28 protein-coding genes and 3 tRNA genes are annotated in these 23093 nt (G+C 61.4%); 16 read left to right on the top strand and 15 right to left on the bottom strand.

Going from position 1 to position 23093, the window contains the following annotated elements; genetic code table 11:
• Positions 1–10: 10 nt before the first annotated feature.
• From QP884_RS09140 to QP884_RS09130, 3 genes are all read right to left on the bottom strand, one after another.
• Positions 11–769, bottom strand: coding sequence for a decaprenylphospho-beta-D-erythro-pentofuranosid-2-ulose 2-reductase (locus QP884_RS09140; RefSeq protein WP_284821803.1), 759 nt, complete (start codon positions 767–769; stop codon positions 11–13).
• A 37-nt stretch (positions 770–806) separates the two neighbouring features.
• Positions 807–2222, bottom strand: coding sequence for an FAD-binding oxidoreductase (locus QP884_RS09135; RefSeq protein WP_005329755.1), 1416 nt, complete (start codon positions 2220–2222; stop codon positions 807–809).
• A gap of 126 nt (positions 2223–2348) precedes the next feature.
• Entirely contained in the window at positions 2349–2624 is a 276-nt protein-coding gene (locus QP884_RS09130) for a hypothetical protein (protein ID WP_198492349.1), read from the bottom strand.
• Between the two features lie 34 nt (positions 2625–2658).
• On the opposite strand from QP884_RS09130, the gene QP884_RS09125 reads away from it, so the two are divergent.
• The 3 genes from QP884_RS09125 to QP884_RS09115 are packed head-to-tail and all read left to right on the top strand — an operon-like array spanning position 2659 to position 4493.
• Positions 2659–3123 (top strand): hypothetical protein, encoded by a 465-nt coding sequence (locus QP884_RS09125; protein WP_284821802.1) that lies wholly within the window; start codon positions 2659–2661, stop codon positions 3121–3123.
• Positions 3124–3132: 9 nt separating this feature from the next.
• Complete coding sequence (locus tag QP884_RS09120; RefSeq protein ID WP_284821801.1) at positions 3133–4041, top strand: hypothetical protein; 909 nt, start codon at positions 3133–3135, stop codon at positions 4039–4041.
• 11 nt (positions 4042–4052) lie between these two features.
• Positions 4053–4493: a GtrA family protein gene (locus tag QP884_RS09115; protein WP_005323207.1), complete on the top strand. Its 441-nt coding sequence runs from the start codon at positions 4053–4055 to the stop codon at positions 4491–4493.
• Positions 4494–4787: 294 nt separating this feature from the next.
• Here QP884_RS09115 and glfT1 read toward each other — a convergent pair whose 3' ends face one another.
• The 3 genes from glfT1 to wzm form a co-directional block, all read right to left on the bottom strand.
• Entirely contained in the window at positions 4788–5711 is a 924-nt protein-coding gene (gene glfT1, locus QP884_RS09110) for a galactofuranosyltransferase GlfT1 (protein WP_284821800.1), read from the bottom strand.
• Between the two features lie 74 nt (positions 5712–5785).
• Positions 5786–6589, bottom strand: a complete 804-nt coding sequence (gene wzt, locus QP884_RS09105; RefSeq protein WP_284821799.1) for a galactan export ABC transporter ATP-binding subunit Wzt/RfbE — start codon at positions 6587–6589, stop codon at positions 5786–5788.
• A 46-nt stretch (positions 6590–6635) separates the two neighbouring features.
• Positions 6636–7487 (bottom strand): galactan export ABC transporter permease subunit Wzm/RfbD, encoded by an 852-nt coding sequence (gene wzm, locus QP884_RS09100; RefSeq protein ID WP_204611390.1) that lies wholly within the window; start codon positions 7485–7487, stop codon positions 6636–6638.
• Positions 7488–7700: 213 nt separating this feature from the next.
• Between wzm and QP884_RS09095 the strand changes: the two genes are divergently transcribed.
• A complete protein-coding gene (locus QP884_RS09095) occupies positions 7701–8957 on the top strand; it encodes an aminotransferase class V-fold PLP-dependent enzyme (protein ID WP_284821798.1) in 1257 nt (418 codons plus the stop codon).
• On the opposite strand, the gene QP884_RS09090 is transcribed toward QP884_RS09095, so the two are convergent.
• Positions 8954–9910, bottom strand: coding sequence for an NAD(P)H-quinone oxidoreductase (locus tag QP884_RS09090; RefSeq protein ID WP_284821824.1), 957 nt, complete (start codon positions 9908–9910; stop codon positions 8954–8956). The genes QP884_RS09095 and QP884_RS09090 overlap by 4 nt on opposite strands.
• Positions 9911–10087: 177 nt before the next feature.
• Here QP884_RS09090 and QP884_RS09085 point away from each other — a divergent pair.
• Both QP884_RS09085 and QP884_RS09080 read left to right on the top strand, forming a co-directional pair.
• Positions 10088–10171: transfer RNA gene (locus QP884_RS09085), tRNA-Ser, on the top strand.
• A 226-nt stretch (positions 10172–10397) separates the two neighbouring features.
• On the top strand, positions 10398–10658 hold the full coding sequence (locus tag QP884_RS09080; protein WP_284766412.1) for a hypothetical protein: 261 nt from the start codon (positions 10398–10400) through the stop codon (positions 10656–10658).
• Between the two features lie 29 nt (positions 10659–10687).
• Here the strand turns inward: QP884_RS09080 and QP884_RS09075 are convergent, their stop codons facing one another.
• The 4 genes from QP884_RS09075 to QP884_RS09060 are packed head-to-tail and all read right to left on the bottom strand — an operon-like array spanning position 10688 to position 13746.
• A complete protein-coding gene (locus QP884_RS09075) occupies positions 10688–11686 on the bottom strand; it encodes a ThiF family adenylyltransferase (RefSeq protein WP_284821797.1) in 999 nt (332 codons plus the stop codon).
• Positions 11683–12144: a molybdenum cofactor biosynthesis protein MoaE gene (locus QP884_RS09070; protein WP_284597723.1), complete on the bottom strand. Its 462-nt coding sequence runs from the start codon at positions 12142–12144 to the stop codon at positions 11683–11685. Before QP884_RS09070 ends, QP884_RS09075 begins: the two co-directional genes overlap by 4 nt.
• A complete protein-coding gene (locus QP884_RS09065; RefSeq protein WP_284821794.1) occupies positions 12134–12613 on the bottom strand; it encodes a MogA/MoaB family molybdenum cofactor biosynthesis protein in 480 nt (159 codons plus the stop codon). The genes QP884_RS09070 and QP884_RS09065 overlap by 11 nt, the downstream gene beginning before the upstream one ends.
• On the bottom strand, positions 12610–13746 hold the full coding sequence (locus QP884_RS09060; protein WP_284821792.1) for a molybdopterin molybdotransferase MoeA: 1137 nt from the start codon (positions 13744–13746) through the stop codon (positions 12610–12612). The genes QP884_RS09065 and QP884_RS09060 overlap by 4 nt, the downstream gene beginning before the upstream one ends.
• A gap of 59 nt (positions 13747–13805) precedes the next feature.
• Between QP884_RS09060 and QP884_RS09055 the strand changes: the two genes are divergently transcribed.
• The gene (locus QP884_RS09055) at positions 13806–14066 is read left to right on the top strand and encodes a MoaD/ThiS family protein (protein WP_269953802.1); all 261 of its coding nucleotides are present in this window, start codon (positions 13806–13808) and stop codon (positions 14064–14066) included.
• On the opposite strand, the gene QP884_RS09050 is transcribed toward QP884_RS09055, so the two are convergent.
• Together QP884_RS09050 and hisC are read right to left on the bottom strand one after the other, a co-directional pair.
• Complete coding sequence (locus QP884_RS09050; RefSeq protein WP_239279081.1) at positions 14063–14455, bottom strand: phage holin family protein; 393 nt, start codon at positions 14453–14455, stop codon at positions 14063–14065. The two genes, QP884_RS09055 and QP884_RS09050, sit on opposite strands and share 4 nt — an antisense overlap.
• The gene (hisC, locus tag QP884_RS09045) at positions 14456–15508 is read right to left on the bottom strand and encodes a histidinol-phosphate transaminase (protein ID WP_284821790.1); all 1053 of its coding nucleotides are present in this window, start codon (positions 15506–15508) and stop codon (positions 14456–14458) included.
• Between the two features lie 108 nt (positions 15509–15616).
• On the opposite strand from hisC, the gene QP884_RS09040 reads away from it, so the two are divergent.
• Positions 15617–15705: transfer RNA gene (locus QP884_RS09040), tRNA-Ser, on the top strand.
• An 80-nt stretch (positions 15706–15785) separates the two neighbouring features.
• Here QP884_RS09040 and QP884_RS09035 read toward each other — a convergent pair.
• On the bottom strand, positions 15786–15923 hold the full coding sequence (locus QP884_RS09035; protein ID WP_284821788.1) for a hypothetical protein: 138 nt from the start codon (positions 15921–15923) through the stop codon (positions 15786–15788).
• Between the two features lie 175 nt (positions 15924–16098).
• The gene (locus QP884_RS09030; protein ID WP_284821787.1) at positions 16099–16482 is read right to left on the bottom strand and encodes an NUDIX hydrolase; all 384 of its coding nucleotides are present in this window, start codon (positions 16480–16482) and stop codon (positions 16099–16101) included.
• A 120-nt stretch (positions 16483–16602) separates the two neighbouring features.
• On the opposite strand from QP884_RS09030, the gene QP884_RS09025 reads away from it, so the two are divergent.
• From QP884_RS09025 to QP884_RS08990, 8 genes are all read left to right on the top strand, one after another.
• Complete coding sequence (locus QP884_RS09025) at positions 16603–16965, top strand: YidH family protein (RefSeq protein WP_284821785.1); 363 nt, start codon at positions 16603–16605, stop codon at positions 16963–16965.
• Entirely contained in the window at positions 16958–17266 is a 309-nt protein-coding gene (locus QP884_RS09020) for a DUF202 domain-containing protein (RefSeq protein ID WP_284597718.1), read from the top strand. Before QP884_RS09025 ends, QP884_RS09020 begins: the two co-directional genes overlap by 8 nt.
• Before the next feature lie 44 nt (positions 17267–17310).
• Positions 17311–18090, top strand: a complete 780-nt coding sequence (locus QP884_RS09015) for a hypothetical protein (protein WP_284821783.1) — start codon at positions 17311–17313, stop codon at positions 18088–18090.
• A gap of 91 nt (positions 18091–18181) precedes the next feature.
• On the top strand, positions 18182–19546 hold the full coding sequence (gene mgtE / locus QP884_RS09010; RefSeq protein WP_284821782.1) for a magnesium transporter: 1365 nt from the start codon (positions 18182–18184) through the stop codon (positions 19544–19546).
• A 260-nt stretch (positions 19547–19806) separates the two neighbouring features.
• Complete coding sequence (locus tag QP884_RS09005) at positions 19807–21381, top strand: SLC13 family permease (protein ID WP_284821781.1); 1575 nt, start codon at positions 19807–19809, stop codon at positions 21379–21381.
• A gap of 50 nt (positions 21382–21431) precedes the next feature.
• Positions 21432–22505, top strand: coding sequence for a GTP-binding protein (locus QP884_RS09000; protein ID WP_284821780.1), 1074 nt, complete (start codon positions 21432–21434; stop codon positions 22503–22505).
• Positions 22506–22624: 119 nt separating this feature from the next.
• Positions 22625–22697 (top strand) — tRNA-Arg (locus QP884_RS08995).
• Positions 22698–22760: 63 nt separating this feature from the next.
• Positions 22761–22952 (top strand): hypothetical protein, encoded by a 192-nt coding sequence (locus QP884_RS08990; protein WP_239229284.1) that lies wholly within the window; start codon positions 22761–22763, stop codon positions 22950–22952.
• Positions 22953–23093 lie beyond the last annotated feature (141 nt).

Genomic DNA, 23093 nt, shown 5'->3' with positions numbered 1-23093 from the left:
GCTGCGGCGTTTAGAACGGCAGCTTGCGGAAGATGGCCTGCGGGATGAACTTGAATGCCAAAGAAACGTACTCAAATAGTGGGTGCACGAAGATGGACTGCTTGCCATCGAGCACGGCCTTGACGGTGGCCTCGGCAACGTCGGAGACGTTGACGGTCAGTGGGGCGTCGCCAGCTTCGGCGGACATCTTGGTGCGCACCTGGCCTGGGCGGACGACCAGCACGTTGGCGCCGGTGCCGCGCAGGGCCTCGCCCAGGTTGATGTAGAAGCCGTCCACGCCGGCCTTGGAGGCGCCGTAGACAAAGTTGGAACGGCGCACGCGCATGCCCGCCACGGAGGACATAGCGATGATGGTGCCGTGGCCCTGGTGCTTGAATTTCTCGCCCAAGAGCACGCCCACGGAAACCGGTGCGGTGTAGTTGGTCTGCGCGGAGGCAACGGCCTTGTCGTGGTTTTGCCACAGCTCTTCCTGGTCGCCCAGGGTGCCGAAGGCAACGATGGCTACGTCGACGTCGTCGCGGGCCCAGGCCTTATTAATAACGTCCGGGTGGGAGTCGAAGTCGGTGGCATCGAAGTCCAAGACCTCTACGTCAGCGCCGCGGGATTCCAGGTCAGCCTTGGCCTGGGCGATGCGCGGGGACTCCGGGCGGGCGGCCAGGGTGACCTTGGCCGGGCCGCGCTGCAGGAACTCGGAGACGACGCCGAGGCCGATCTCGGAGGTGCCGCCCAGAAGCAGGATGTGTTGTGCTTGGCCTACTGCATTAAGCATGGTCAGTAAATCTCCTTAAAGGTGTTATTTCCAGTGATTAGTGCAGCTCGAGGCGGCGGGACATATCGGAGGCAAAGACGCCGGTCGGGTCGATCTCGTTGCGGGTCTTCAGCCAGCCTTCCATGCCCGGGTACATCTTGTGGAAGTTCTCCGCGGAGGTGCGGGATTCCTTGGCCAGGTAGAGGCGGCCGCCGAATTCCATCACGCGGCGGTCCAGGTCATCCAGGAACTTGCCCAGGCCCGGACGGATGGGGAAGTCCACGCAGACGTTCCAGCCCGGCATCGGGTAGGACAGCGGTGCGCGGTTGCCTTCACCGAAGAGCTTGAACACGTTGAGGGCGGAGTAGTGGCCGGAGCGCTGCATATCGCGGATGATCTCCTTGAACGGCTCCACGGCCTCGGTCGGTACCACGAACTGGTACTGCAGGAAGCCCTTGGAACCGTAGCCGCGGTTCCACTCGCCGATGAGATCCAACGGCTGGTAGAACTGCGTCAGGTTCTTGACCTGGTTCTTCGCCGGTGCACCCATGGTGTAGTACGCCAGACCCACAGCGGAGAGGGAGAGCTTATTCATGGTCCAGGACGGGAAGATATCCGGCACCGTCATCAGCTGCGGCGCATTGAACTTCAGCGGGTCCTTGGCCAGCTTCGGGGCGAGCTCTTCCAGCTGTGCCAGGGTGGCCAGCGAGCCGCGGGAAATGGTGGAGCGACCCAGCTTTGGTTCTGGTGAGATGACATCGAACCAGGCGGAAGAATAGGTGTAGTTGTGCTCGGAGCCATCGGAGTGGAAGGCGATGGTCTCATCCAAGTTATCGGTGCGGTCCGTATCCGCGATGAAGTAGGCGGTTTCCGTCTTGGTCATGCGGATGGTGGCGCGCAAGATGATGCCGGTCAGGCCCATGCCGCCAACGGTGGCCCAGAAGAGGTCGCCGCTCGGGTCATCCTCGGAGCCTTCCGGGGTCAGGTGCAGCACGCGGCCATCGGCCACGAGCAACTCCATGGAGACCACGTGGTCACCAAAGGAACCGGCGGAGTGGTGGTTCTTGCCGTGAATATCCGGGCCGATTGCGCCACCGATGGTGACCTGGCGGGTACCCGGCAGAACCGGAACCCACAGGCCATACGGCAGGGCGGCCTTCATCAGCTGATCCAAGGTGACGCCGCCATCGACGTCTACCAGAGCGGACTCTGGGTCAATGGAGTGGATCTTATTGAGTTTTTGCATGTCGATGACCAGGCCGCCGCCATTTTGGGCGGGGTCACCGTAGGAGCGGCCCATACCGCGGGCGATGACGCCGCGGCGCAGGTGGGCGGGCTTATCCGAGTTATCTTCTGCAACCTGGGCCACGGCCTTCTTGATTACGTCCACGTCTTCGGTGGCGAGAACGTGGGCGGTCGTCGGGGCGGTGCGGCCCCAGCCGTGCAGGGACTTTTCAGTAGTATGTAATTCCATCTCTTACTCTTTGCTCGACGGATTTATGTCGCTTCTCTAGCCTACCTAGCTCACAGGAGGGTGGCTGGAGTGACGCGAGTGATATTCGGAACAAAACGGACGCTTGTACTGCCCGAATGTGCCCGTTTACAGATCCATGAGTGTGCGGATCTCCTCCGGCAGCTCCTCCTGGGACTCAATAATCGGGCCGTCGTACTCCCGCAAAAGCTCATACACGCGAGCCCGTGAGGAGGAATCCAGCATGGGCAATTCCTCTGCCATCAGGCGAGTCATGAAAGGACTCAACGGCACATCGGTATGCTCCGTGGCCTCGAAGTGGCCGTTGCGCTTATCGTCCTCTGCGCGCACATCCTGTGCTGCCTGCTGCGCCGGCGTCATATGCTCTGTCTTTTCCGAGTACATGCGCATTAGCTTACCGCCGCTTAAAGTGGTCGCTATGACCAACAACCGTGAGACGCACGATCAGTCCCAAGACAATTACGCCCTCGATGACACCTTGGCGGGCCGCATCACCCAGGCCGCCGCCGTGGGTATTGCGACCTCCTATCCGGATTGGATCAAGTCCAAGGGCGGTTTGATCACCGCGTATACCTTGTCTTTCTTTGGCTTTGGCGCCCTGGCGGCCTATACCAATGCGCACGCCGAGCAGGATGGCGATGAGCCGCGCTCGCCGCAGGATAGTGACGATCAAGGCCTCAAGCTATGGGCTATTTTTGCCGCAGTGGTGCTGCTGCTCATCCTGGGCGGGTGGATGAACGTTGCCCTTTCCCGTCGCATGGTGAAGTTCCTGCGCAAGCGCGGTGCCAAGCGGCCGTGGACCCTCTTGGGCGCTATTGGGGCGGCGCTGACGTTCCTCATTAGTGAGCTAGAAGCACGGGATATTGCAAAACTAGCTTCCTAAAACTTGCGTATGGTGGGGCTCATGAATGCAGGGGTCACCGATATCGCACAGGCGCGGGCCAAACGCGCCGATGGCGTGGTATCCCTCACACGCGAGCCCCTCACCATCATCTGCCAAGCCGCGAATATTCGCGCCGATGGCGAGGTGCACCGCCAGATTGGTTTTAGCGATGCCCTGACCTTCACCGAGCTGCACCGCGTGCTGCGCATCTGCTTTGGCCTGCCGGAGGAGGAATCTCCCTGGCACTTTTATGAGCACACCGAGGCCCGTGGCCCGCGCATCGATCCGGAGCGCCAGGCCTCCGAATTCCTCTGGCGCGAGGGCGATCAAGTCGACTTCGCCTGGGGACTGTGGGACTTCGAGCTGGTAGTAGCCGAGATTTATCCCCGCGATAATGGCACCCCAGAGGCATTGTGTGTGGGCGGCTCCGGATCGCTCTTTCAGCCCTTTGAGCTGACCAGCGTGAACCGTGAATTGACCGGCCAAGAGGTTACCGATGAAGTCTTTTCCGCGGTATCGTCCCCCGTGCGCGATTTGATTGAGCGCACCAAACTCTATGATTTTGTCCCGCTGCTGCAAGCGATGGACCTGGGCAGGGAAACCGACCTCACACCGCATACTTCCCGCGTGCTCGCCAGCCTGCCGCGGGAGGTGACCCATGAAGGCAAAGACGCCTTTTGGTCCATGGCGCTCGCCCTATCCTGCATGGGTGGCGCGGAGCTGACCGATTCCGTCGTGGAGACCACCATGGATGCGCTCGGCTGGGTCAATGACGATGGCACGGCGCTCTCCGGCGCCGACGTGCGGGAACTGTGTGCGGCGTCGTTGCAGCAATTGGCCGGGATAGGCGCCTATGGCGCCGAATCCGCCGCGCCGGTGGATCGGTTGGACATGTACCGAGCGCTCTTGCGCGGGTAGGCTACTCACTCGTGACTAATTCCGCTGACGACGCCGTAGAAGTAAAGCCCTCCTCCACCTCGCTGCACACCCAGCTAGTGCGTTTTATTTCCGTGGGCGTATTTACCGCCGCCATTGATTACGGTCTCACGCTGCTATTGACCTATCTGGGCCTGCACCGTTCCGCCGCCAAGGCCATCGGTTGGGTCTTTGGCACCATCGCTGCCTACCTAGCCAATGCGCGGTGGACCTTTGGGGCCAAGGTATCTGGCCGCACGGCCGCGACCGTGGGCATCTTGTACGCTTCTACCTTTGCAGTCCAAAACTTCCTGTACTGGGTGCTCAATGAGCCGCTTATGGCCCTCGGCTTTGAGGGGGCGGTGAAAGACACCATCGCCTTCGTCATCGCCCAAGGCGTGGCCACGGTGACCAACTTTGCCATTCAAAGGGCCTTTATCTTTAAGGAAAAATAGATGGCAGCAGCCTCCCCACGGGCGTGGCGCGGCGCGGCCCAGCGGGCTTCGCGCTCGACTAGCCTGCGCGCGCAAAGCGCCAGGTTCGCGGTGACGGGGGGCACTTGCCGCGCTTATCGACGTCTCCTTAACCTGGCTCCTGCAGATCGGCTTCGGCCTGCTGAGCGCCGATCCGGCGCGGGCGGTGGCCTTTGCCATCTCGCAGGGCACCGCCACCGTGGTGAACTTTACGGTGCAACGCTGGATTATTTTTAGGAATGCGGGAGTCAGGGTCGTCGCCAAGCAGGATCCGTCCTAGCCCTGGTGTGGCCGGCGGAAATCTTCTTGGCGCCCGCGGTTGTGGAGCTTGAGCCATTCGATAAAACCGGCCGGGTCGTGGCGCTGGACCAAGAAGAACCAGCCAAAGCGGGCAAATTCCTGGGGCAGTAGCTTGCGCATGCCGCGCTGCCACAGCAGGTAGCCGCGATTGCGGTAGATGAAAAAGCGCTTGAACTCACCCTCGGGGTACTGGGTATGCATCTTGCCGCCCAGGATGGGCTTGAACTCATCCGATCCGTCCGGGTGCAGGTAGCTGGTGGTCAGCGCCGTGCCGAAGGAGAGACCGGAATTGACCAGCCGGCGGTGGTATTCCACCTCATCGCCGCGGATAAACAGCCGGTAGTCCGGCACACCAATGATCTCCATGGCCGCGGCGGAAATCAGCGCGCCGTTAAAGAGCGAGGCGATGCCGGGCAGGAAATCGCCCTCCAGCTCGTCCATCCGGCGGCGCCATACCAACCCCTGTCGCAAGGGGAAAGCGAGGCGGCCGGGATCGGCAATATTGCATACCGCCGGGGAGACCTCATGCAGGTGGTTGGCCTCGGCCACCCGATATAGCTCCGCTAGTACCGCGTGATCGGCAGGGCGGCCGTCATCATCGGCACACCACACGGCATCGGCGCCCAAAGACAGCGCGGTGAGAAAACCCAACGCAAAGCCACCGGCGCCGCCCAGGTTGGTTTCCGAAGGCACGTAGACGCCCCGGTCACCCGCCATGGATTCGACGAGTTCGCGCACCGCATCTTCCGCGCCATTATCCACCACGACTACCCACTGCACGGGGTGGGTTTGGTGGACCACCTGTTCAAGCGAGGCCCGCAGTAGCTCGGCGCGCTGATGGGTAACAATGACGGCGGCGGTGGAACCGGTGGAAGTCAGGGTGGCAGTCATGGGTTCCATCTTGCCACCGGGCTGGGGCGGGCTAGCGCAGAAACACTCCGCGCAGCGGAAGCAAGATGCGAAAAAGAGTGCTGCTAGCTGTCGTTCGTATCCTCGTTCTCAAAACGCTCGCGCAGGTCGCGCACGTACTCGCCCACCTCAGGGCCTTCGTATTCACCGACTACCTCGGAAACCTCGCCCACCGAGCGGATCTCGCCATGGTCGATCCACAGCGCGGTATTGCACAGCTGCGCCAAGAAGTCATTGGAGTGGGAGGCAAAGACCAGGATGCCGGAGCGCTTCACCAGCTCTTGTAGGCGCACGCGCGCCTTGGCCATGAAAGCGGCGTCGACGGCGCCGATGCCCTCATCCAACAGCAAGATTTCCGGCTCAATGGATGTCACCACGCCGAGCGCCAAGCGCACGCGCATACCGGTGGAATAGGTGCGCAGCGGCATGGAGAGATAATCGCCGAGTTCAGAAAACTCCGCAATCTCATCCATCTTTTTCTTCATCTGCTTGATGGACTGGCCCAAAAAGAGGCCACGGATAATGATGTTGTCGTAGCCAGAGACCTCTGGGTCCATGCCTACGCCCAAATCAAAGACGGGGGCCACGCGGCCGCGCACATCGGCAGAACCACGGGTGGGCTCGTAAATGCCAGACAAAAGGCGCAGCAGGGTGGACTTACCGGCGCCGTTATGGCCCACCAAACCCACGCGGTCGCCCTCGCGCAGGTGCAGGTTAATATCCTTTAGCGCCTCCACCACGACGGTGTTCTGGGCATTTTTGCCAATGGCGCCGCCGGCGGAAGAAAGCATGGCCTTCTTGAGCGAGCGGGATTTGGCATCAAAGATAGGAAAGTCCACGCACGCGTTATACGTATCAATCGAGACCATCAGTCTGTATCCTTTCGAGGAATCTCAGGAAGTGCAGGGCGTGGGCTTAAACCCAGTAGCTGACGCGGAAGCGCCACTTGCGCATGACCAAGCCGGCGATGAGCAGGCCGAGAACCGTGCAGCCGATGACGATCCACCAGTGGTAGGCGGCCACCGGCTCACCGATCATGGGCGCACGGACGATTTCCAGGTAGTGGTAGAGCGGGTTGATTTCCGCGATGCGGGCGCGGCTGGACACCGCCCCGCCCTGGTCCTTCAAGGTATTAGTCATCCACACAATCGGGGTGACGTAGAACAGCAGCTGGGTCAGTGCTTCTAGCAGCGGAGCGACGTCACGGAAGCGGGTAGCGATGATGCCAAAGAACATCGTGACCCACACGCCGTTGACCAACAACAAGGCCAAGCCAGGGAGGAAGAGGAAGAACTCCCATCCCAAGTTGCGCGGGAAGATAAGGATAAGCAGCAACCAGATGATGAGGTTATGGCCCAAAAACAGCGTCTGGCGCCACACCAGGCGGTAAACGTGCACCGACAGCGGGGCGGGGAGCTGTTTAATCAAGCCCTCGTTGTCAATGAAGACGGTGGAGCCTTCCTTGATGCAACCCGAGATGAAGGTCCACATAATAAGGCCCACGGTGACGTGGGGGAGGAACTCCGCGACGGGAATCTGGAAGAGCATGGAATACAACAGGCCCAAGGCAAGGGCCATCACGCCGGTGGCGATGGTGATCCAAAACGGGCCCAGGACAGAGCGGCGGTAGCGCTGCTTAATATCTTGAATGCCCAGTTTGAACCACAGCTCGCGCTGCTGTGCACCCTGCGCCAGGTCCGCGAAGGCGGCCTTGAGGGTCTCGGACTGGGACGCTGGGGTGGCCTCGCCGTCTGGCTGGGAGGTCATGCGGGCGATATCAGCGCGCAGTTGATTGTTATCTTGCACGCTCAACACCCTAGCGCGCGGGCTGGGCAAACGGGAACTACACGCCGCCAGCCTGCGAAAACAGCGATATCCAGCGAAAATTCAGATTTGGGAAACTTGGGCCAAACGCGTATACAGTAGGGAACCGACCGCCACTGTGTGGCGATGCCTAGCGCGATAAAGAAGGGGACCGTAATGCCAGCAGGAGCTTCGGCACACTACGACGTATTCAGTGTGCGCGGTTTATACACCGGGCTATCTGATGGTTGGACCTACCTCAACGCGCACGCGGTGCCCCAAATCTCTGAGCGCGTCGCCTCCGGCGTGGCGCGCTCCTTCCGGATGTCCACTGCAGTGGCCACCCAGGAGGGCCCAGGCGGCGCCCACTCTGCCACGCCCGCGCCGGGCCGTTTGGAAGGCGATGGTAATTACACCGCCGCACGCATGGCTGTAGCGGATCTGACCGGGTCCAAGGCAGACCGCGTGGTGCTTGGCCCGTCCTTGCCCGTGTTGTACCAGTCCTTGGCGCACGCGGCCCGCCCGCTGTTGGGCAGCAACTCTTCGGTGGTGCTCTCCAAGCTGGATCCACCGTCTTTGTACTCGGCGTTTTCTGAGGTCAAGGCAGAAACCCGCTGGGCCCAGCCAGACTTGGGCACGGGTGAGCTGCCAGGTTTCCAATTTGCCGAGCTTGTCGATGGCTCCACGCGACTTGTCGCTTTTTCCGCCGCGCACGAGCTTTTGGGTACGGTATCCCCGGCCGCCGAGATCATTGACACCGTCCATGAGCGCTCCCGCGCCTGGACGCTTCTCGACGTCTCTGCGATCGCCCCCTACCGCCCCATCAACTTTGATGATCTCGGCGCCGATATCTTGGGCCTCGACCTGGGACTGCTGGGCGGACCGCAGCTAGCAGCTTTGGTCTTCCGCGATACCCGCATGTTCCGCCGCCTCGACTCCCTCGATCCGGTGCATACCGGCAAGGGCGCCCGCAAGCTGGAAACGCCCATTTCCTCTGGTCTGGCCGGCGGTGTCGGACCGCTTGTAGACCATCTTGCCGCCCTCGCCGGTGGGGAGAGCGGCTCGCGCCGCAAGCGCCTGCGCACTTCTATGGATGCGCTCAGCATCTACTTGGAGGATCTGCGCGCTGACCTCTATTCTTTCTTGAGCACCCTGCCCGCCGTGCATATTCTTGGCGTGACCGGGGAAGCGGCCGCAGGCGCCTCCGACGATCGCCTGCCGCGCCTCACCTTCGCAGTAAAGGGTGTTCCGGCCGAGACCGTGTACAAGCGCCTCTTCGATAACGGCCTTGTTACCACGCTTGCCCCGCAGACCCCGTTGCTCACGGAGATGGGCGTGGAAGAAATTGGCGGTGCCGTTACCGTTGCGCTCGGCCCCTTCAACACCCATCACGACGTCGAGCATCTCATCCGCGTCGTAGCCTCGCTGGCCTAAACGTTAAGCACCAAGGTGCCGGTGACCTCGCCGCTGTCTAGGGCGGTGTGGGCTTGGGCGGCGTCGGCAAGCGGGTAAGTAGCATGCAGTGCGTGCTTTACTCGGCCGTCTTCCAGCATGGGCCATACATTTTCTACCGTGCCCGCAACAATCTGTGCCTTGTCTTCTAAGTCGCGGGCGCGCAGCGTCGTGCCCTGGATGGTCAGGCGCTTGGGCAGCATGGCGCCCAAGTTGATTTCCGCCTTGGTGCCGCCCTGCATGCCAATGATGATGAGCTTGCCGTCCTTAGCCAGGCACTTCATATTCTTTTCCAGATATTTCGCACCGATGATGTCCAAAATGACATCGCAGCTTCCCTTCAACTCTTCTACGAAGTCGTGCTCCTTATAGTTGATGAGAATATCGGCGCCTAGCTCGCGGCAACGATCCAGCTTCTCCTGCGAGCCAGCCGTAACCGCCACCTCTGCGCCGAGCGCCTTGGCTACCTGAATGGCAAAAGTGCCAATGCCGCCGCCTCCGCCATGGATGAGGACGCGCTGGCCCTCGTGAAGGCCCGCTTCGATGCCCAGGTTGGACCACACGGTGCATCCGACCTCAACCACCGCTGCAGTTTCCTCGACGCTCAACCCCTTGGGCACGGGAAGCAGCTGGCCCTGCGGAACCGCAACGTATTCGGCGTAGCCACCACCCGCGAGCAGGCAGCCCACCTCGGTGCCTACCTCCCAGTTCGTATCCCCGGCATCGGCGATGGTGCCTGCTGCTTCTAAGCCCAAGATTTCCGATGCCCCTGGTGGCGGCGGATAGGCACCCATCGTCTGCAGGATATCGCCCCGGTTAACGCCGGCTGCCTGCACCTTGACGAGCACTTCGCCGGGGCGCAGCTGCGGGACGTCAACTTCGCGGAGCTCTAAGGACCGACGATCCTGCGGGTCGGTCTGAACGATGGCCTTCATGTGTGTTGTAGTCATGGGCCCAATCTAACGAACCTTGTGTGTCCTGTGCCACGAAATTCGGAGTATCCTACGGTGACATTCAGTGCTGCAGGTGGCTTTTTGGGAAACCGGGCTATCAATTTAGTACACTGACTAAGTTGCTTCGTAGGCGCGAAGAGCGTTTACGAAATACAACGTGGAGACGTGGCAGAGCGGCCGAATGCACCGGTCTTGAAAACCGGCGAGGTAATACCTCCGCGGGTTCAAATCCCGCCGTCTCCGCAGCTGCCTAAGCTTCCTTTCTAAGTTAAGGGAGCATAGAAGCTTATAGCTTCTGAGTGAGGGAGAGCAGCATTAAGGCACCCTACCGAATCGGTAGGGTGCCTACTCACGTTTTGGGACGGATGCGCTGGGCGACAGTGAAACTTAAGTCCACGGCCAGACAGCGTTTACATTGAGCTTCTACCTTGAGGTACGGAATTTCAAACACCGTTAACGTTGAGGCACTATGACAAATTACATTTCCTACTTGGCCGAGGAGCAGATACCGGCATCGTATGACTGGCTATGGAGCGGGCTAGGCGCCGTCATCGTTATTGGTCTGTTGGTCTTTTGGGTGGCCTCCCTCATTTCCATCATCCGTTCGGGATATAGCGGAGGCGTCAAGGTATTGCTGGTGATGGCGGCATTTGCCTACCCATTCCTCGGGCCACTTGTATGGTTCCTTTTTGCGCGAAATAAGGAGCATAAGACCAAAATCGACCGTTAGGCTGCGGTCTCTTGCCAAGGGGCATTCGATTACTGCTGCTCGAGCCAGGAATTGATGCCGCCGCGCAAGGAGACGACGTGGGGGAAGCCGCGCTTGCGGAGGACATCGACGGCTTGGGCGGAGCGGATGCCGCTGGCGCAGTAGATAACGGCCGCAGCATCTGGTTCGATGTCGGGATCTTCGCCGGCGAGGATGCGGTCGAGCTCAAAGTGAGTGGAATTGGGGATGGCGGATTGGGCACGCTCGGGGGAGGTGCGGACGTCGATAAGCGGGGCGTGTGGGGGAACCTCGCGGACCTCGGGGGCGTCGGCAGGCTGGGTTGGTTGCGCGCCGGTGGGCTGGAGGGGAATGTATTCCCAGGTACCCGATAGGGCGTCGAAGTAGCCGAGCGTGCCGATGAGTGGAGTGCCCACGCCGGTGATGAGCTTGAGTGCTTCGAGCGCCATGGCTGAGCCGACAACGCCGACCACTGGGCCGAGGACTCCGGCTTGCGAGCAGGAAGGAACCTCGCCGGGAGCGGGAGCGGTGGGGAAGACATCCTCGTAGACAGGGCCGTGGCCGGACCAGAACACGCTGAGCTGGGCATCGAAGCCGAGGATGGAGGCCCATACGTGCGGGATGCCGAGCTCGTGGGCAGCCCAGGAGCTGAGGTAGCGGGCGTCGAAGTTATCGGTGCCGTCGAGAATGAGATCGCAGCCGCGCAATTGTGCAAGGGCCGTCGCCGATTCGAGGCGGCCGTAGCAGGTGATGTCCACCTCTGGATTGAGCGCGCGCACGGCGGCCGCGGCGGAATCCGTCTTCGGCGTACCGATGGCGGCGGTGGTGTGGATGACTTGGCGGTGCAGGTTGGAGGGGGAGACCACGTCGTCGTCGAAAAGCGAAATGCGGCCCACACCCGCCCCGGCGAGGTAGAGCAGGGCCGGGGAGCCCAGGCCGCCGGCGCCGATGACCGCTACGTGGGCGTCGCTGAGCTTGCGCTGGCCGTCCTCGCCCCAGAGTGCTTCCTGGCGGGCATAGCGGATGCTCATTCCAGACCCACCCAGTTGGTGGAGCCATCGCCGTGGCTTTGCTCCTTCCAGATGGGGACTTCTGCCTTGACGCGATCGGCGCATTCCTCGGCGGCGCGGAAGGCATCGCCGCGGTGTGCTGCGGCAGCTACTACGGCAAAGGCGAGGTCGCCGACCTTGAGATCCCCCGTGCGGTGGGCGGCCCACAGGCGCACTGGGTGGTTGGCTGCGACGGAATCGGTGACGTCTTGCAGCTTCTCCGGCGCGGATGGGTGGGCGCTATAGGAAAGAAGGGTGACATTCGGCCGGCCGCCATCGTGATCGCGGACGATGCCCTCAAAGGTGACGACGGCACCCATGGCGGCCGTGGCGGCCTCTTCCTTGGCAGCGGCAAGGAGGGACTCCAGGGGTTGATCACTCAGAAGCGTGTCGATGGTGCACCCGGTTTGCTCGGCCACATAGGAGGGATCAGTGCTCATGTTTTCCTTCTAACATATCGACGATCGGAACGATTAATTCTTCCAAAACCGCGCAGCCGTCTTTTACCCCGCCGGTAGAACCGGGAAGCGTCATGGCAAAGGTGGAGTCATTGACGCCGGCAATGGCGCGAGAGGCCACCGCGGTGGGCACGGTTTCCAATCCCTTCTGCCAGAAGGCCACCGCGATGCCGGGCAGCTCGCGGGTGATGTGTGGCGCTACGGCCTCTACCGTGCGGTCATCGTGTGTCAGCCCGGTGCCGCCAGAAGTCAGGATGACCGCGGGCTTTTCCGCGAAGGCGGCGGCAACGGCGGCGGCAATATCGGCATCGGGGACGATGCGCGCGTCGGGGCAGTCAAAGCCCTTGCGGCGCAAGAACTCCACCGCGATAGGGCCGGAGCGGTCGTCGTAGATGCCCGCGGCGGCGCGGGTAGAGGCGACGATGACGATGGCGGTGCGCTGTGGACTCATAGTGGGTAAACCTCAACTTCTTGGCCTTCTTCCAAGCGTTGACCGGCAGGAATGCGGATGAGATGGGTGGCGTCTGCCGCTTGGGCGAGCAGGTGGGAGCTGGCACCACCGAGGATATGGGCGCGGGAATCGACGCGCCCGCGGCGAAATTGGTCCTTGTGCGGGAGGCCCTCGACGCCCGCGGCAAGGGGGACGAGGAAAGGCCGCGGAGCCCAACCGAGCGCAGGGGCGACGAAGAGGCGGAAACTTACCAAGGTGGATATGGGGTTTCCCGGCAGGCAAACCACCGGCGTGCTGCGGAATGCGGCGATGCCCTGCGGGCCGCCGGGTTGCTGGTCCACATGGCCGAACCAGCCATTGAGTACCTGGCGGACTACTTCAAATTTCCCGGCGGAGATTCCACCCGAGGTAATGATGGCGTCTGGGCGGTGTTGCGCGATGGCTTCCGTGAAAGCGCGCTCTAGGGCCTGTGGGTCATCGTCGGTAGTGATATAGCCCGCGACGTCGATGCCGGCGCGGTGGGCCATTGCCATTAAGAGTGGCGCATTGGCATCCGGAATGGCGGCGCTGCCGTGGCCGATTTCAGCGCCGCCGGTGCAGATGAGGATGCGGGCGGGGCGGTAGACCTCTACCTCGTCGATTCCTTGGGAAGCGAGGGCGGCCAAGCGCACCGGCGTGAGCTTATCGCCGCGGGCGGCGAGGAGGGCGCCTTCTTCCAGGTCGGAGCCCGTACGGCGGATGAATTGGCCTGGCGAGGTCTCTGGCACGGTAATGCGGTCACCCGGAGCGAGGAATTCTTGTGGTTCGCAGCGCTCGATGGGCACGATGGCTGCAGTTCCTTCCGGTACCTTGGCGCCGGTCATGATGGGGCAGGCGCTGGAAAGCGGGCTGTCGAGTACCTGGGCGGGCTCAGTGCCGGCCGCGATGGTGGGGCCCACCGGGTAGGTCCCGGCCGCACACTGCGGGAGGGCGTAGCCATCCATCTGGGAGTTATCAAAGCGAGGGGAGGGGAAACCGGCGTGGATATCCGCAGCCAGAACCATATCCTGCGCCTGGGTGAGGGGCACGGTGGTGGCTTGGCGTGCGGGCAGGGCCGCGGCGACCTCGCGCGCGTGAGTCTCGGGTGTGCGCATGGCGGCTAGTTTACCCGCGGTCTCGACATGGCACGGGCGTGCGGGGCATAGTAGAGGGCATGTTGACCGTTCACTATTTCGCCGCCGCCCGCGCCGCTGCGGGCGTGGCTTCTGAGCAGGTAGAAGCCCCCGCCACCTTGGGTGACCTGGTGGCGCAGCTAGGCAGGGAACATGCCGGCACCACCGAGGCCGGCATGAGCCTGAAAGAGGTCTTGGGGCGCTGTAGCTTTCTTATCGACGGCGCCGGGAACACCGCCATGGATTCCCCACTGGCTGGCGTCACCCGGGTGGACGTCCTGCCGCCGTTTGCGGGCGGCTAATCGCGCTGCCGCAGCGGGCTAGTAAAGAAGTTGATGACGCTGCTGACGATGGACAGCACGATGGCGCCGATGATCGCGGCGCCCCAGGAGTCGATGACGAGGTGGCCGATTCCCAGGTCCAGGGAATTGAGCGCCCACTCCACGATGATGAGCGCGGCACCGTTGATGACGAGGGAGAAAAGCCCGAGCGTCAGGCAGGTCAGCGGCGCGCCGAGGACGCGCAGAACCGGCATGACTACGGCATTAATAATGATGAAGACGATGGCGATGGCGATGAAATTGCCGGTCTCTGCTGGGGTGATGGTGATGCCGGGAATGACGGTCACCACCGCCCACAGTGCCACCGCGATGGCAAAGACATTCAGGGCAAAGTTAATGAGTGAGCGCATTTAGCCTCCTATGGTTGCGTTCCACGCCTGCAACAGGGCGTCGGTTTCTTCCTCGGTGGTCACGGTAATGCGTATGCCTTCGCTAAACGCGCGCACGAGCACGCCGCGTTCGGCCAGGCGGGCGGCCACCTCCTGCGGGGTACCAAGGCGGGCCAGATTCGCGGCCGGCAGCCAGACATGGTTTGCCTCGGAATGCGGCACTCCCCAGTCCTGCAAGGCTTCTTCTAGGCGCTCGCGCTGGGCGACGGCCTCATCGGTGCGCTCCCGCAACGAATCCTGCGCCGCCAGTGCCGCGCGGGCACCAACCTGTGCCACGGTGCTGGCGGAGAAGGGGATGGCCACCTTATTGAGGGCCTCAATAATATTTTCTGGGCCAAAGGCATAACCGATGCGCACCCCGGCCAGGCCATAAGCCTTTGAGAAGGTGCGCAGGCACACCAGGTTGGGATAGGTGCCCACCAGCTCCGTACCCAACGGGATGTTGGTGGCACGGTTGTATTCGATATAGGCCTCGTCGAGGGCGACGAGGACGTCGGCAGGCACGGCATTCATGAAGGCGGCGAACTCCTCCTTGGTCACCGTGGTGCCGGACGGGTTATTGGGATTGCACACGAAGATAAGCCGGGTCTTGTCCGTAATCTTGTGCGCCATGGCCGGCAGATCCACGCGCTGGTCTGCACCTAGCGGAACCGGGATGGGGTGGGCGCCGACTACCTGGGCGAAGATGGGGTAGGCCTCGAAGGAGCGCCACGGGAAGAGGACCTCTTCACCAGGGGTAGCGGCAATTTCCACCAGCTGTTGGCACAGCGCGGACGATCCGGTGCCCACCGCAACCTGTCCATACTCCACACCCAGGTGCGCGGCGAGGTCCTCGCGCAGCGCGGTGGCCGCAATATCCGGGTAACGGTTGGCCTTCGTCACGGCCTCCGCCATGGCCGCGGCCGCCTCCGGCAGCGGCGAGTGCGCCGCCTCGTTAGAGGAGAGCTTGAGCGCGTCATCATTGCGCGCACCGGCGACGTAAGCGGGGATGGCTTTCAGGTCTGGGCGAATCATGCCTCCCACTTTAGGGCCTGCGCCTTTGCTGCGGGCGCGAAAGCAGGGGGCTAGTTTGGCAGCGGCGGGGCAGGCAGGTATTCTCAAACGAGGTTCCTTGCGAACCGTGGAGATGTGCCAGAGCGGCCGAATGGGGCTCCCTGCTAAGGAGTTGACCCTTCTGGGGTCCGGAGGTTCGAATCCTCTCATCTCCGCCATCTAATCCCGAGCGAGCGCGCTCGGGATTTTCTTATTTCAACTGGCGGCGCAAAGCTCGGGGTAAGCGTTGAGAATTCTGCTATTTGCGCTGGTACGCGGCGCAGCGGCGGAAGAGTAGGAGCATGCCGATGCCGAAGATAAAGCTTCCGGTAAATGCCGCAGCGCGCAAAGAAGTGACCTCGTGGAAGAGGGCGGGCACCAAGAGGATGGCGATCACAGAGCTAATAACTCCGAGGACGAGGAAGCAAATCGTTGTGATAGGACCAGGTGTGGATGGTTGCGGCACGGAGGGAAGTCCTTTCATCAATTAGTCCTGATGAAAATAACTTTAAGTTGACCTCCTAGGAGGCGCAATAGGGAGCGCGAAAGCGCCTTAGGATCGGTCGGGGGTTTTAGGGACGCAGGACGGGAAAGACCTTGTCACGCAAGAGGTGGGCGAGCTCGCGGTCCGGGTTGGTGGGGTCTACCCACGCGATTTCGGCAATTTCTGCGGCAGCGCGGGCCAAGACAGGGCGCGGATAGGTAAAGATGCGTCCGCGCACGGTTTCGCCGGGTTCGTTGGCGGCCGGGGCGTCGAAGGTGCCGAGCAGGGATAGCTCGGGGAGGCGGACGTCAACGCCGATCTCTTCTGCGACCTCGCGGGCCGCGGCCTGTACTGGGGTTTCGCCGACCTCTAGCTTGCCGCCGGGCAGCTGGAACTTGGTGGAAGACTCCTTGCGCACGGTGAGGACATGGCCAAAGGAATTACGGAAAACTACGGCGGCAACTTCAATCATGTGCCCGACTATAACTCGCGGCAGCGGATTAATTCAGAAAGCCTGGTACCCATTCGTGCCCACACACAGACCGTCGGGCTTATCACGACGCGGATGGCAAATGAATATAAAGTGGTACCCATGAGTGACTCGAGGTTTCCCCGCTCGGTGTTCGCGGTTGGCACCGACCCTGATCCGCGTTTCACGCTCGCTAATGAGCGCACGTTCTTGGCTTGGATCCGCACCTCCCTGGCTTTGATTGCTGGCGGCGTGGCACTCGAGGCCTTTGACGTTCCCCTGCCGGCCGAATTGCGCTCTGCGGTGTCGGTATTCATGCTGGTCGTCGCCATTATTCTGCCGCTAGTGGCGTGGGTGCATTGGAAGCAGTCCGAACGCGCGATGCGCGAGGAACGCTCGTTGCCCTTTAGCTTTGCCATCCCGGTGCTCGTCGTGGCGATCATGGTGGTAGCGGGCGCGCTTGTAGTGGGCGAGTTTCTTGGCTAACCCACTTTTTGATCCCGGCCTGCAGCCCGAACGCACCCGCCTATCGTGGCAGCGCACCCTATTGGCGTTGTCCTTGGTGGTGCTGGGCGTAATGCGGGCGGTAAGCGTGCATGTCTTTTTGCCGCTGGTCTTCCTCGCCGCCGGCGTTGTGGCGTTGGCCTTGGCGGTGTGGCAGCGTGCCTCGCTTGTCGACGCCGCCTTATCCACCCACCGTTCCCTCCCGCACGCGGTCATCCTTGCGAGCACCGCGGGACTCGTGTCCCTGCTGGCCTCTTTCGCACTGTGGGGGCTCTTCTTCTAGGTTTTCACCCGGCTCGGGGAGCCGCAGCGCTGTATATTATGCCTATGTCTAAATCCCTATCTCTCCCTCTTGCCGTCCTCGCGGTGACCGCCGTCGCCGCCTTGAGCGGCTGTTCCAATTCCACTGACTCCACCGAGTCCGCGGATAAGCCGAATTTCACCGGCACTGCCCCGAGCTCCTCCGTGGCGGCCGCATCCGAAACAGAGGCCGAGTCTCAGTCCTCGGCCACGGACTCCCCGGCAGAAGAAACCACCACCGAAGCCGCAGCGGATAAAGATGAAAACGATGAAGAAAAGGACACCGAGGGTGGCGGGGAAAATAAAATCATCCCGGTAGAGGCCCTCGATTCCCTGTGGGTGCCCGCGTTGTGCGATAACCAAGCGGGCAACTTAGAAGGCGGCCAGCTGCCACAGCATCTTAAGACCGGGATGCTCTTTGACGTCGCCGCGGCGGGTCTGAAGTTGAATCAGGACGATACGCCAAAGGGCGCCTACGCGGATATCAACGGTGATGGCAGGGACGAAGCAGTTATTACCTACGTCTGTAATAAGGGCGGTACGGGATGGCCGGATAACTTGCTGATCTATGACAACGACCTGAATTACATCACCAAGGTGGATGATTGGGAACGCGAGGGAATGCCACCCGCGCGCGGGCATATCCAGCAGCTGCAGTGGACCAAAGACACGGTCACCGTTACCTGGCGTGCCTATGCTGACGATGACCCGGCCTGCTGCGCTACTCAAGAATTCACCGGAAACCTCACGTTGGACGGGGATACGCCGCACCTTGCGGTAACCGGTCACCGGCAGGTTGCCGGCTAGCGGCATTCCCTGCAGCATGGCGTAGTCTAAATGGGCTGTAATTAATACTCAGGGAGCGAAATCTCAGAGGCAAGAAAGGCAGGGCAGGGCGATGGCGGAGACCACCGAGCAGGCTAGCGATATCGTCGAAGCGTGGCTGAAACAAGAAGACGCCATCGATCCACAAAAGGCCCCGCGCCTGCAAGAACTTTTGGATAGGGTGCCGCTGCAGGATCTCATCGCCGTCGTCGAGCGGCAAAATGCCATCCGCGCGGCGCTGGCCCTGCGCCTGCTGCCGCGCCAAAAATCGATCGCCGTCTTTGATGCCCTCGATGCCAAGCACCAGGCGGATATCATCGATGAGCTGGGCAATTCCGATGTCTATGAGTTCTTCGATGAGCTCGACCCGGAAGACCGCGTGGCCTTGTTGGACGAGCTGCCCGCGGAAATTGCGGACCGCCTGCTGCGCTCGCTGACTCAATCCAAGCGCGATGTCACAGGCGTGGTGTTGGGCTATGACAAGGGCTCGGTGGGCCGCCGTATGTCGCCCGAGGTTCCCGTCATCCACCCAGAGATGAGCGTACGGGATGCCCTGTACAAGCTGCGGGAAATCGCACACGAGTTAGAGACCATCTATACCGTGCCCATTACGCGCGAGGACCGGCGCTTGGTGGGCGTGGTCAGCCTGCGTGAGATTTTTACTGCCGATGCCGCACTCACTATGGCCGATATTATGCAGGAACCCGTCTTTGCCCAGGCCGGCGATGATGCGGAGGAAACCGCCCGGTGGTTCCTGCCACTGGATATGCTCGCGCTGCCCGTTGTGGATGAATCGCACCGCCTTGTCGGCCTGCTGACGTGGGATGACGCTACCGACATTGTGGAGGAAGAAGATAGCGAGGACTCCGCTCGCGCCGGCGGTACCGAGGCCCTCCAGCAGCCGTACCTGTCCACTCCGCTGCTCAAGCTGGTGCGTTCGCGCATCGTGTGGCTGCTCGTGCTGGCTGTCTCTGCGCTGCTGACGGTGCAGGTACTCGATTCCTTTGAAGGCACACTGGCCAAGGCCGTGGTCCTGTCGCTCTTTATTCCGCTGCTGACCGGTACCGGTGGAAATACCGGCAACCAGGCGGCTACCACGGTGACGCGTGCCTTGGCGCTGGGCGACGTCCGCACGCGCGATCTCCTCGCCGTCATGTGGCGCGAGCTGCGCGTCGGCATGTTGCTCGGCGCCGTGCTGGGACTAGCTGGCCTGGCGCTGGCCACCTTGGTCTATGGCCTAAGCATCGGCCTCGTCATCGGCTCGACGCTGTTTTTGATCTGTTCCATTTCCGCGACCGTCGGCGGGCTTATGCCCATCGTGGCTAAGACCATCGGCGCCGATCCGGCGGTCTTTTCCAACCCCTTCATCTCTACCTTCTGTGATGCCACGGGCCTGATTATCTACTTCCTGATTGCCAAGACCGTGCTGGGTATCTAGCGCGCCTCCCTACGGTTCGGGGGTAGGGAAGTGGTGGGGTCATTTCCGGTTTCGGGCAGGTGCAGTGTGTGCTCTACGGGGGTGCGGGGGTGGCTGCGTGTGGCGGGATATGGTTTCTGCGTCACATGTTTTGTATGGTCAGTGCATGCTTCGCAGTGAACTGGATAACTTTCGGTCTGCTGCCTCGGCCTAGCTAATAAACTGGGAAATACGGAGCATATCCCACAGCACAATCCTCTCTATGTGAAGGAGCGCGCGGTATGACCACCCCGCATACTCACGAATCTACCGCCCACACCGAAGGTGACGAGGCCCCCGGGGCGCCGCGCAGCGAGTGGCGCCGCCAGTTCATCGGCCTTTTCATCGGCTTGGGTTTGGCCGTACTGGTTTTCTTTATCTTCCCCTCGAATGCGATCGAGACCGTACAGGGCTCCGCGGGTGCAGATCCGGAAGCCGAGTACACGCTCAGTGTCATCCGCACCGTCGCCGCAGTAACCATCTTGATGGGCGTGTGGTGGATGACCGAGGCCATTCCGCTCGCTGCCACCGCGCTACTGCCGCTGGTCATCTTCCCGCTCGCCGGCGTGGGCACGATTAAGGAAGTGGGCGCCCCATATGCGTCCGCGACCATTTTCTTGTTCATGGGTGGCTTCCTGATCGCGCTTGCTCTGCAGCGCTGGAACCTGCACCGCCGCCTAGCGCTGTACGTGGTGAAGATTATCGGCACCTCGCCCAAGCGCCTGATCTTGGGATTCATGCTGGCCACCGGCTTTTTGTCCATGTGGGTATCCAATACCGCCACGGCAGTGGTGATGCTGCCTATCGGTACCTCGGTGCTCGCGCTGACCGCGGAAACCGTAGGTGGTTGGGATAAGCAAAAGAAGTTTGCCACGGCGCTAATGCTGGGTATTGCCTACTCCGCCTCTATCGGTTCGCTGGGTACGCTCATCGGCACCCCGCCGAATGCCTTCCTCAATGCATATATGGCCGATACTTGGGGCGTTACCCTCGGCTTCGGCCGGTGGATGGCGGTCGGTGTGCCGCTTGCGGCAATCTTCTTGCTGATTGCCTGGGCCCTGCTCATCACTATTTTCAAGCCGGAAATGAAGGATATTCCTGGCGGCCGCGAGCTTATTAACGACGAAATTGAGGCTCTCGGCCCCTGGACCCGCCCCCAGATCATGACCGGCATCATCTTCGTCCTCGCCGCCGCAGCCTGGGTTACCCTGCCGCTGGTCCTGAAGGAATTTGAGAACTATGACGATGCCATCGTGGGCATCGCCGCCGGCATCTTGCTCTTTATCCTGCCCGCGGACAACCAGCGCCGTATCCGCTTGCTGGACTGGAAGACGGCCAATGAAATGCCGTGGGACGTCCTCCTGCTCTTCGGCGGCGGCCTGTCGCTGTCCTCGGTCTTTAATTCCTCCGGCCTGTCCCTGTGGATTGGTGAGATGGCCAAGGGGCTTAGCGTCCTGCCGGTTGTCCTCATCGTCTCTGCTGTGGCTGCGCTGGTGCTCTTCCTGACGGAGATCACCTCCAATACCGCGACGGCGGCTACGTTTATCCCGATTATGGGTGGTGTTGCCGTGGGTGTGGGGCTTACTGCCGATGGCGATATCAACGTCCTTCTCCTCACCATCCCGGTGGCCCTCGCGGCAACCTGCGCATTCATGCTTCCTGTCGCCACCCCGCCGAACGCCATTGCCTATGGCTCTGGCTACGTCAAGATTGGCGAGATGATCAAGGGCGGCCTCGGCCTCAATATCATCGGCATCTTCCTCATCACCCTGACGGTGTACGTGCTGGCAGTGCCAATCTTCGGCCTGTCCATTTAAAGGTATGAGCTTCGTAGCCATTCCCTAATGAAAAACGTTACCATTAGGGAATGGCTACACCCGTTACTGTGCTGTCCGGATTTTTGGGCAGCGGAAAAACCACGCTCCTGAACCACCTGCTTGCCAACCGCGAAGGGCGCAAGCTTGCCGTCATCGTCAACGACTTCTCCGAGGTAAATATCGATGCCGCCCTCGTTGCTGGCGAGGGGCACCTCGAGCGCGGCGAGGACCGCTTTGTCGAGCTATCCAATGGCTGTATCTGCTGCACCCTGCGCGAGGATCTCATCGAATCCGTAGGTAAGCTGGCCCGCTCCGGCCGCTTCGATCAGATCGTCATCGAGTCCACTGGCATTTCCGAGCCTATGCCCGTGGCCGCCACCTTTGAATGGGAGTTTGCGGACGGCACCACGCTTGCCGACGTCGCCCCTATCGACACCATGGTCTCTCTCGTGGATGCTTCCACTTTTCTTGATTACCTGCGTCGCGGCAAGAGCCTCGCGTCCGAGAATATTGAGGCCACACCCAGCGATGATCGCACCGTGGCAGACCTACTCGTGGACCAAGTCGAGTTTGCTGACCTCATCCTTGTTACCAAGACCGATCTGGTTGATGCTGCCGAAACCGAGCGCGTCATCGCGACCGTTCGCGCTATGAACTCCCGTGCCCGGGTCGTAATGGTCACCGATGGCGTCATTGACCCACGGCTGGTCCTCGATGCCCACCTATACGATGCCGCCACTGCCGCGACTTACCATGGCTACGCCGAGGAGCTGGCTAAGCCGCACACGCCCGAAACCGAGGAGTATGGCATTTCCTCCGTCGTTTTCCGCGCCGACCGCCCCTTTAACCGCGACCGTCTGCTCGCCGCCCTTCGTGCCAGTACCGGCCTGGTGCGCTCTAAGGGGTATTGCTGGCTCGATACCGATCTTCAACTCGCCCACGCTTGGCAGCAGGCTGGGCCTAACCTTCAAATCCTGCCCGCTTCGCTCTGGGCTGCAAATGACGTGACGCCCGGTACCGAAATTGTCCTTATCGGTATCGACTTCGATCACGAGTCCACCCTCAGGGCGCTTCGAGGTGCGCTGCTTTCCGACGCCGAAGTTGCCGCCCTCATCGCTCCCTAATTGCCTCCATTTCCTTCAGGTAAACACCGGGTGAACAGGCGATTTGTTAGTTTTCCAGACCGTGGGTATAGTAAATTCTCGTTGCACAGCAGAGCACACGCACTGCTTACCAACGGTCTGCGCCCGTAGCTCAACGGATAGAGCATCTGACTACGGATCAGAAGGTTGGGGGTTCGAATCCCTCCGGGCGCACAAAATCAGCCGCCTTCGGGCGGCTTTTCTTGTATCTAGTTCGCCCCACCCAAGGCTCGATCTATGAAGTCTTCCGTCCTTGTTCCCGGCCTCATTGCCGGCGCCATCCTTGGCCTCCTGCTGTGGCTAGGCTCTGGCGTTTTCTGGCTCTTTTTGGCAGGCTTAGCCGTCGGCATCGCCGCAGCCCCGCTTCTAAAGCTGGCCACCGATCCTTCCCGTTCGCGCAAGCGCCGCGATAGTTCCTTCCGTGACTAGTCCCGCACCGCTGTACACCGTGCTCCACACAAGTCTCACGCAATCCACGTATAAAATGCAGGACACGTATAAAATATTTACAGCAACCTTCCAGACGGGCTTAGTAGAAAAAGAAAGTCTTTATTAACAAGGGGAGCGCGG

Origin of the sequence: Corynebacterium tuberculostearicum (assembly GCF_030229345.1) — a bacterium.
GTDB lineage: Bacteria > Actinomycetota > Actinomycetes > Mycobacteriales > Mycobacteriaceae > Corynebacterium > Corynebacterium tuberculostearicum_G.
Note: the sequence above shows the minus strand (reverse complement) of the source record. Positions and strands in the feature narration are given on the sequence as shown.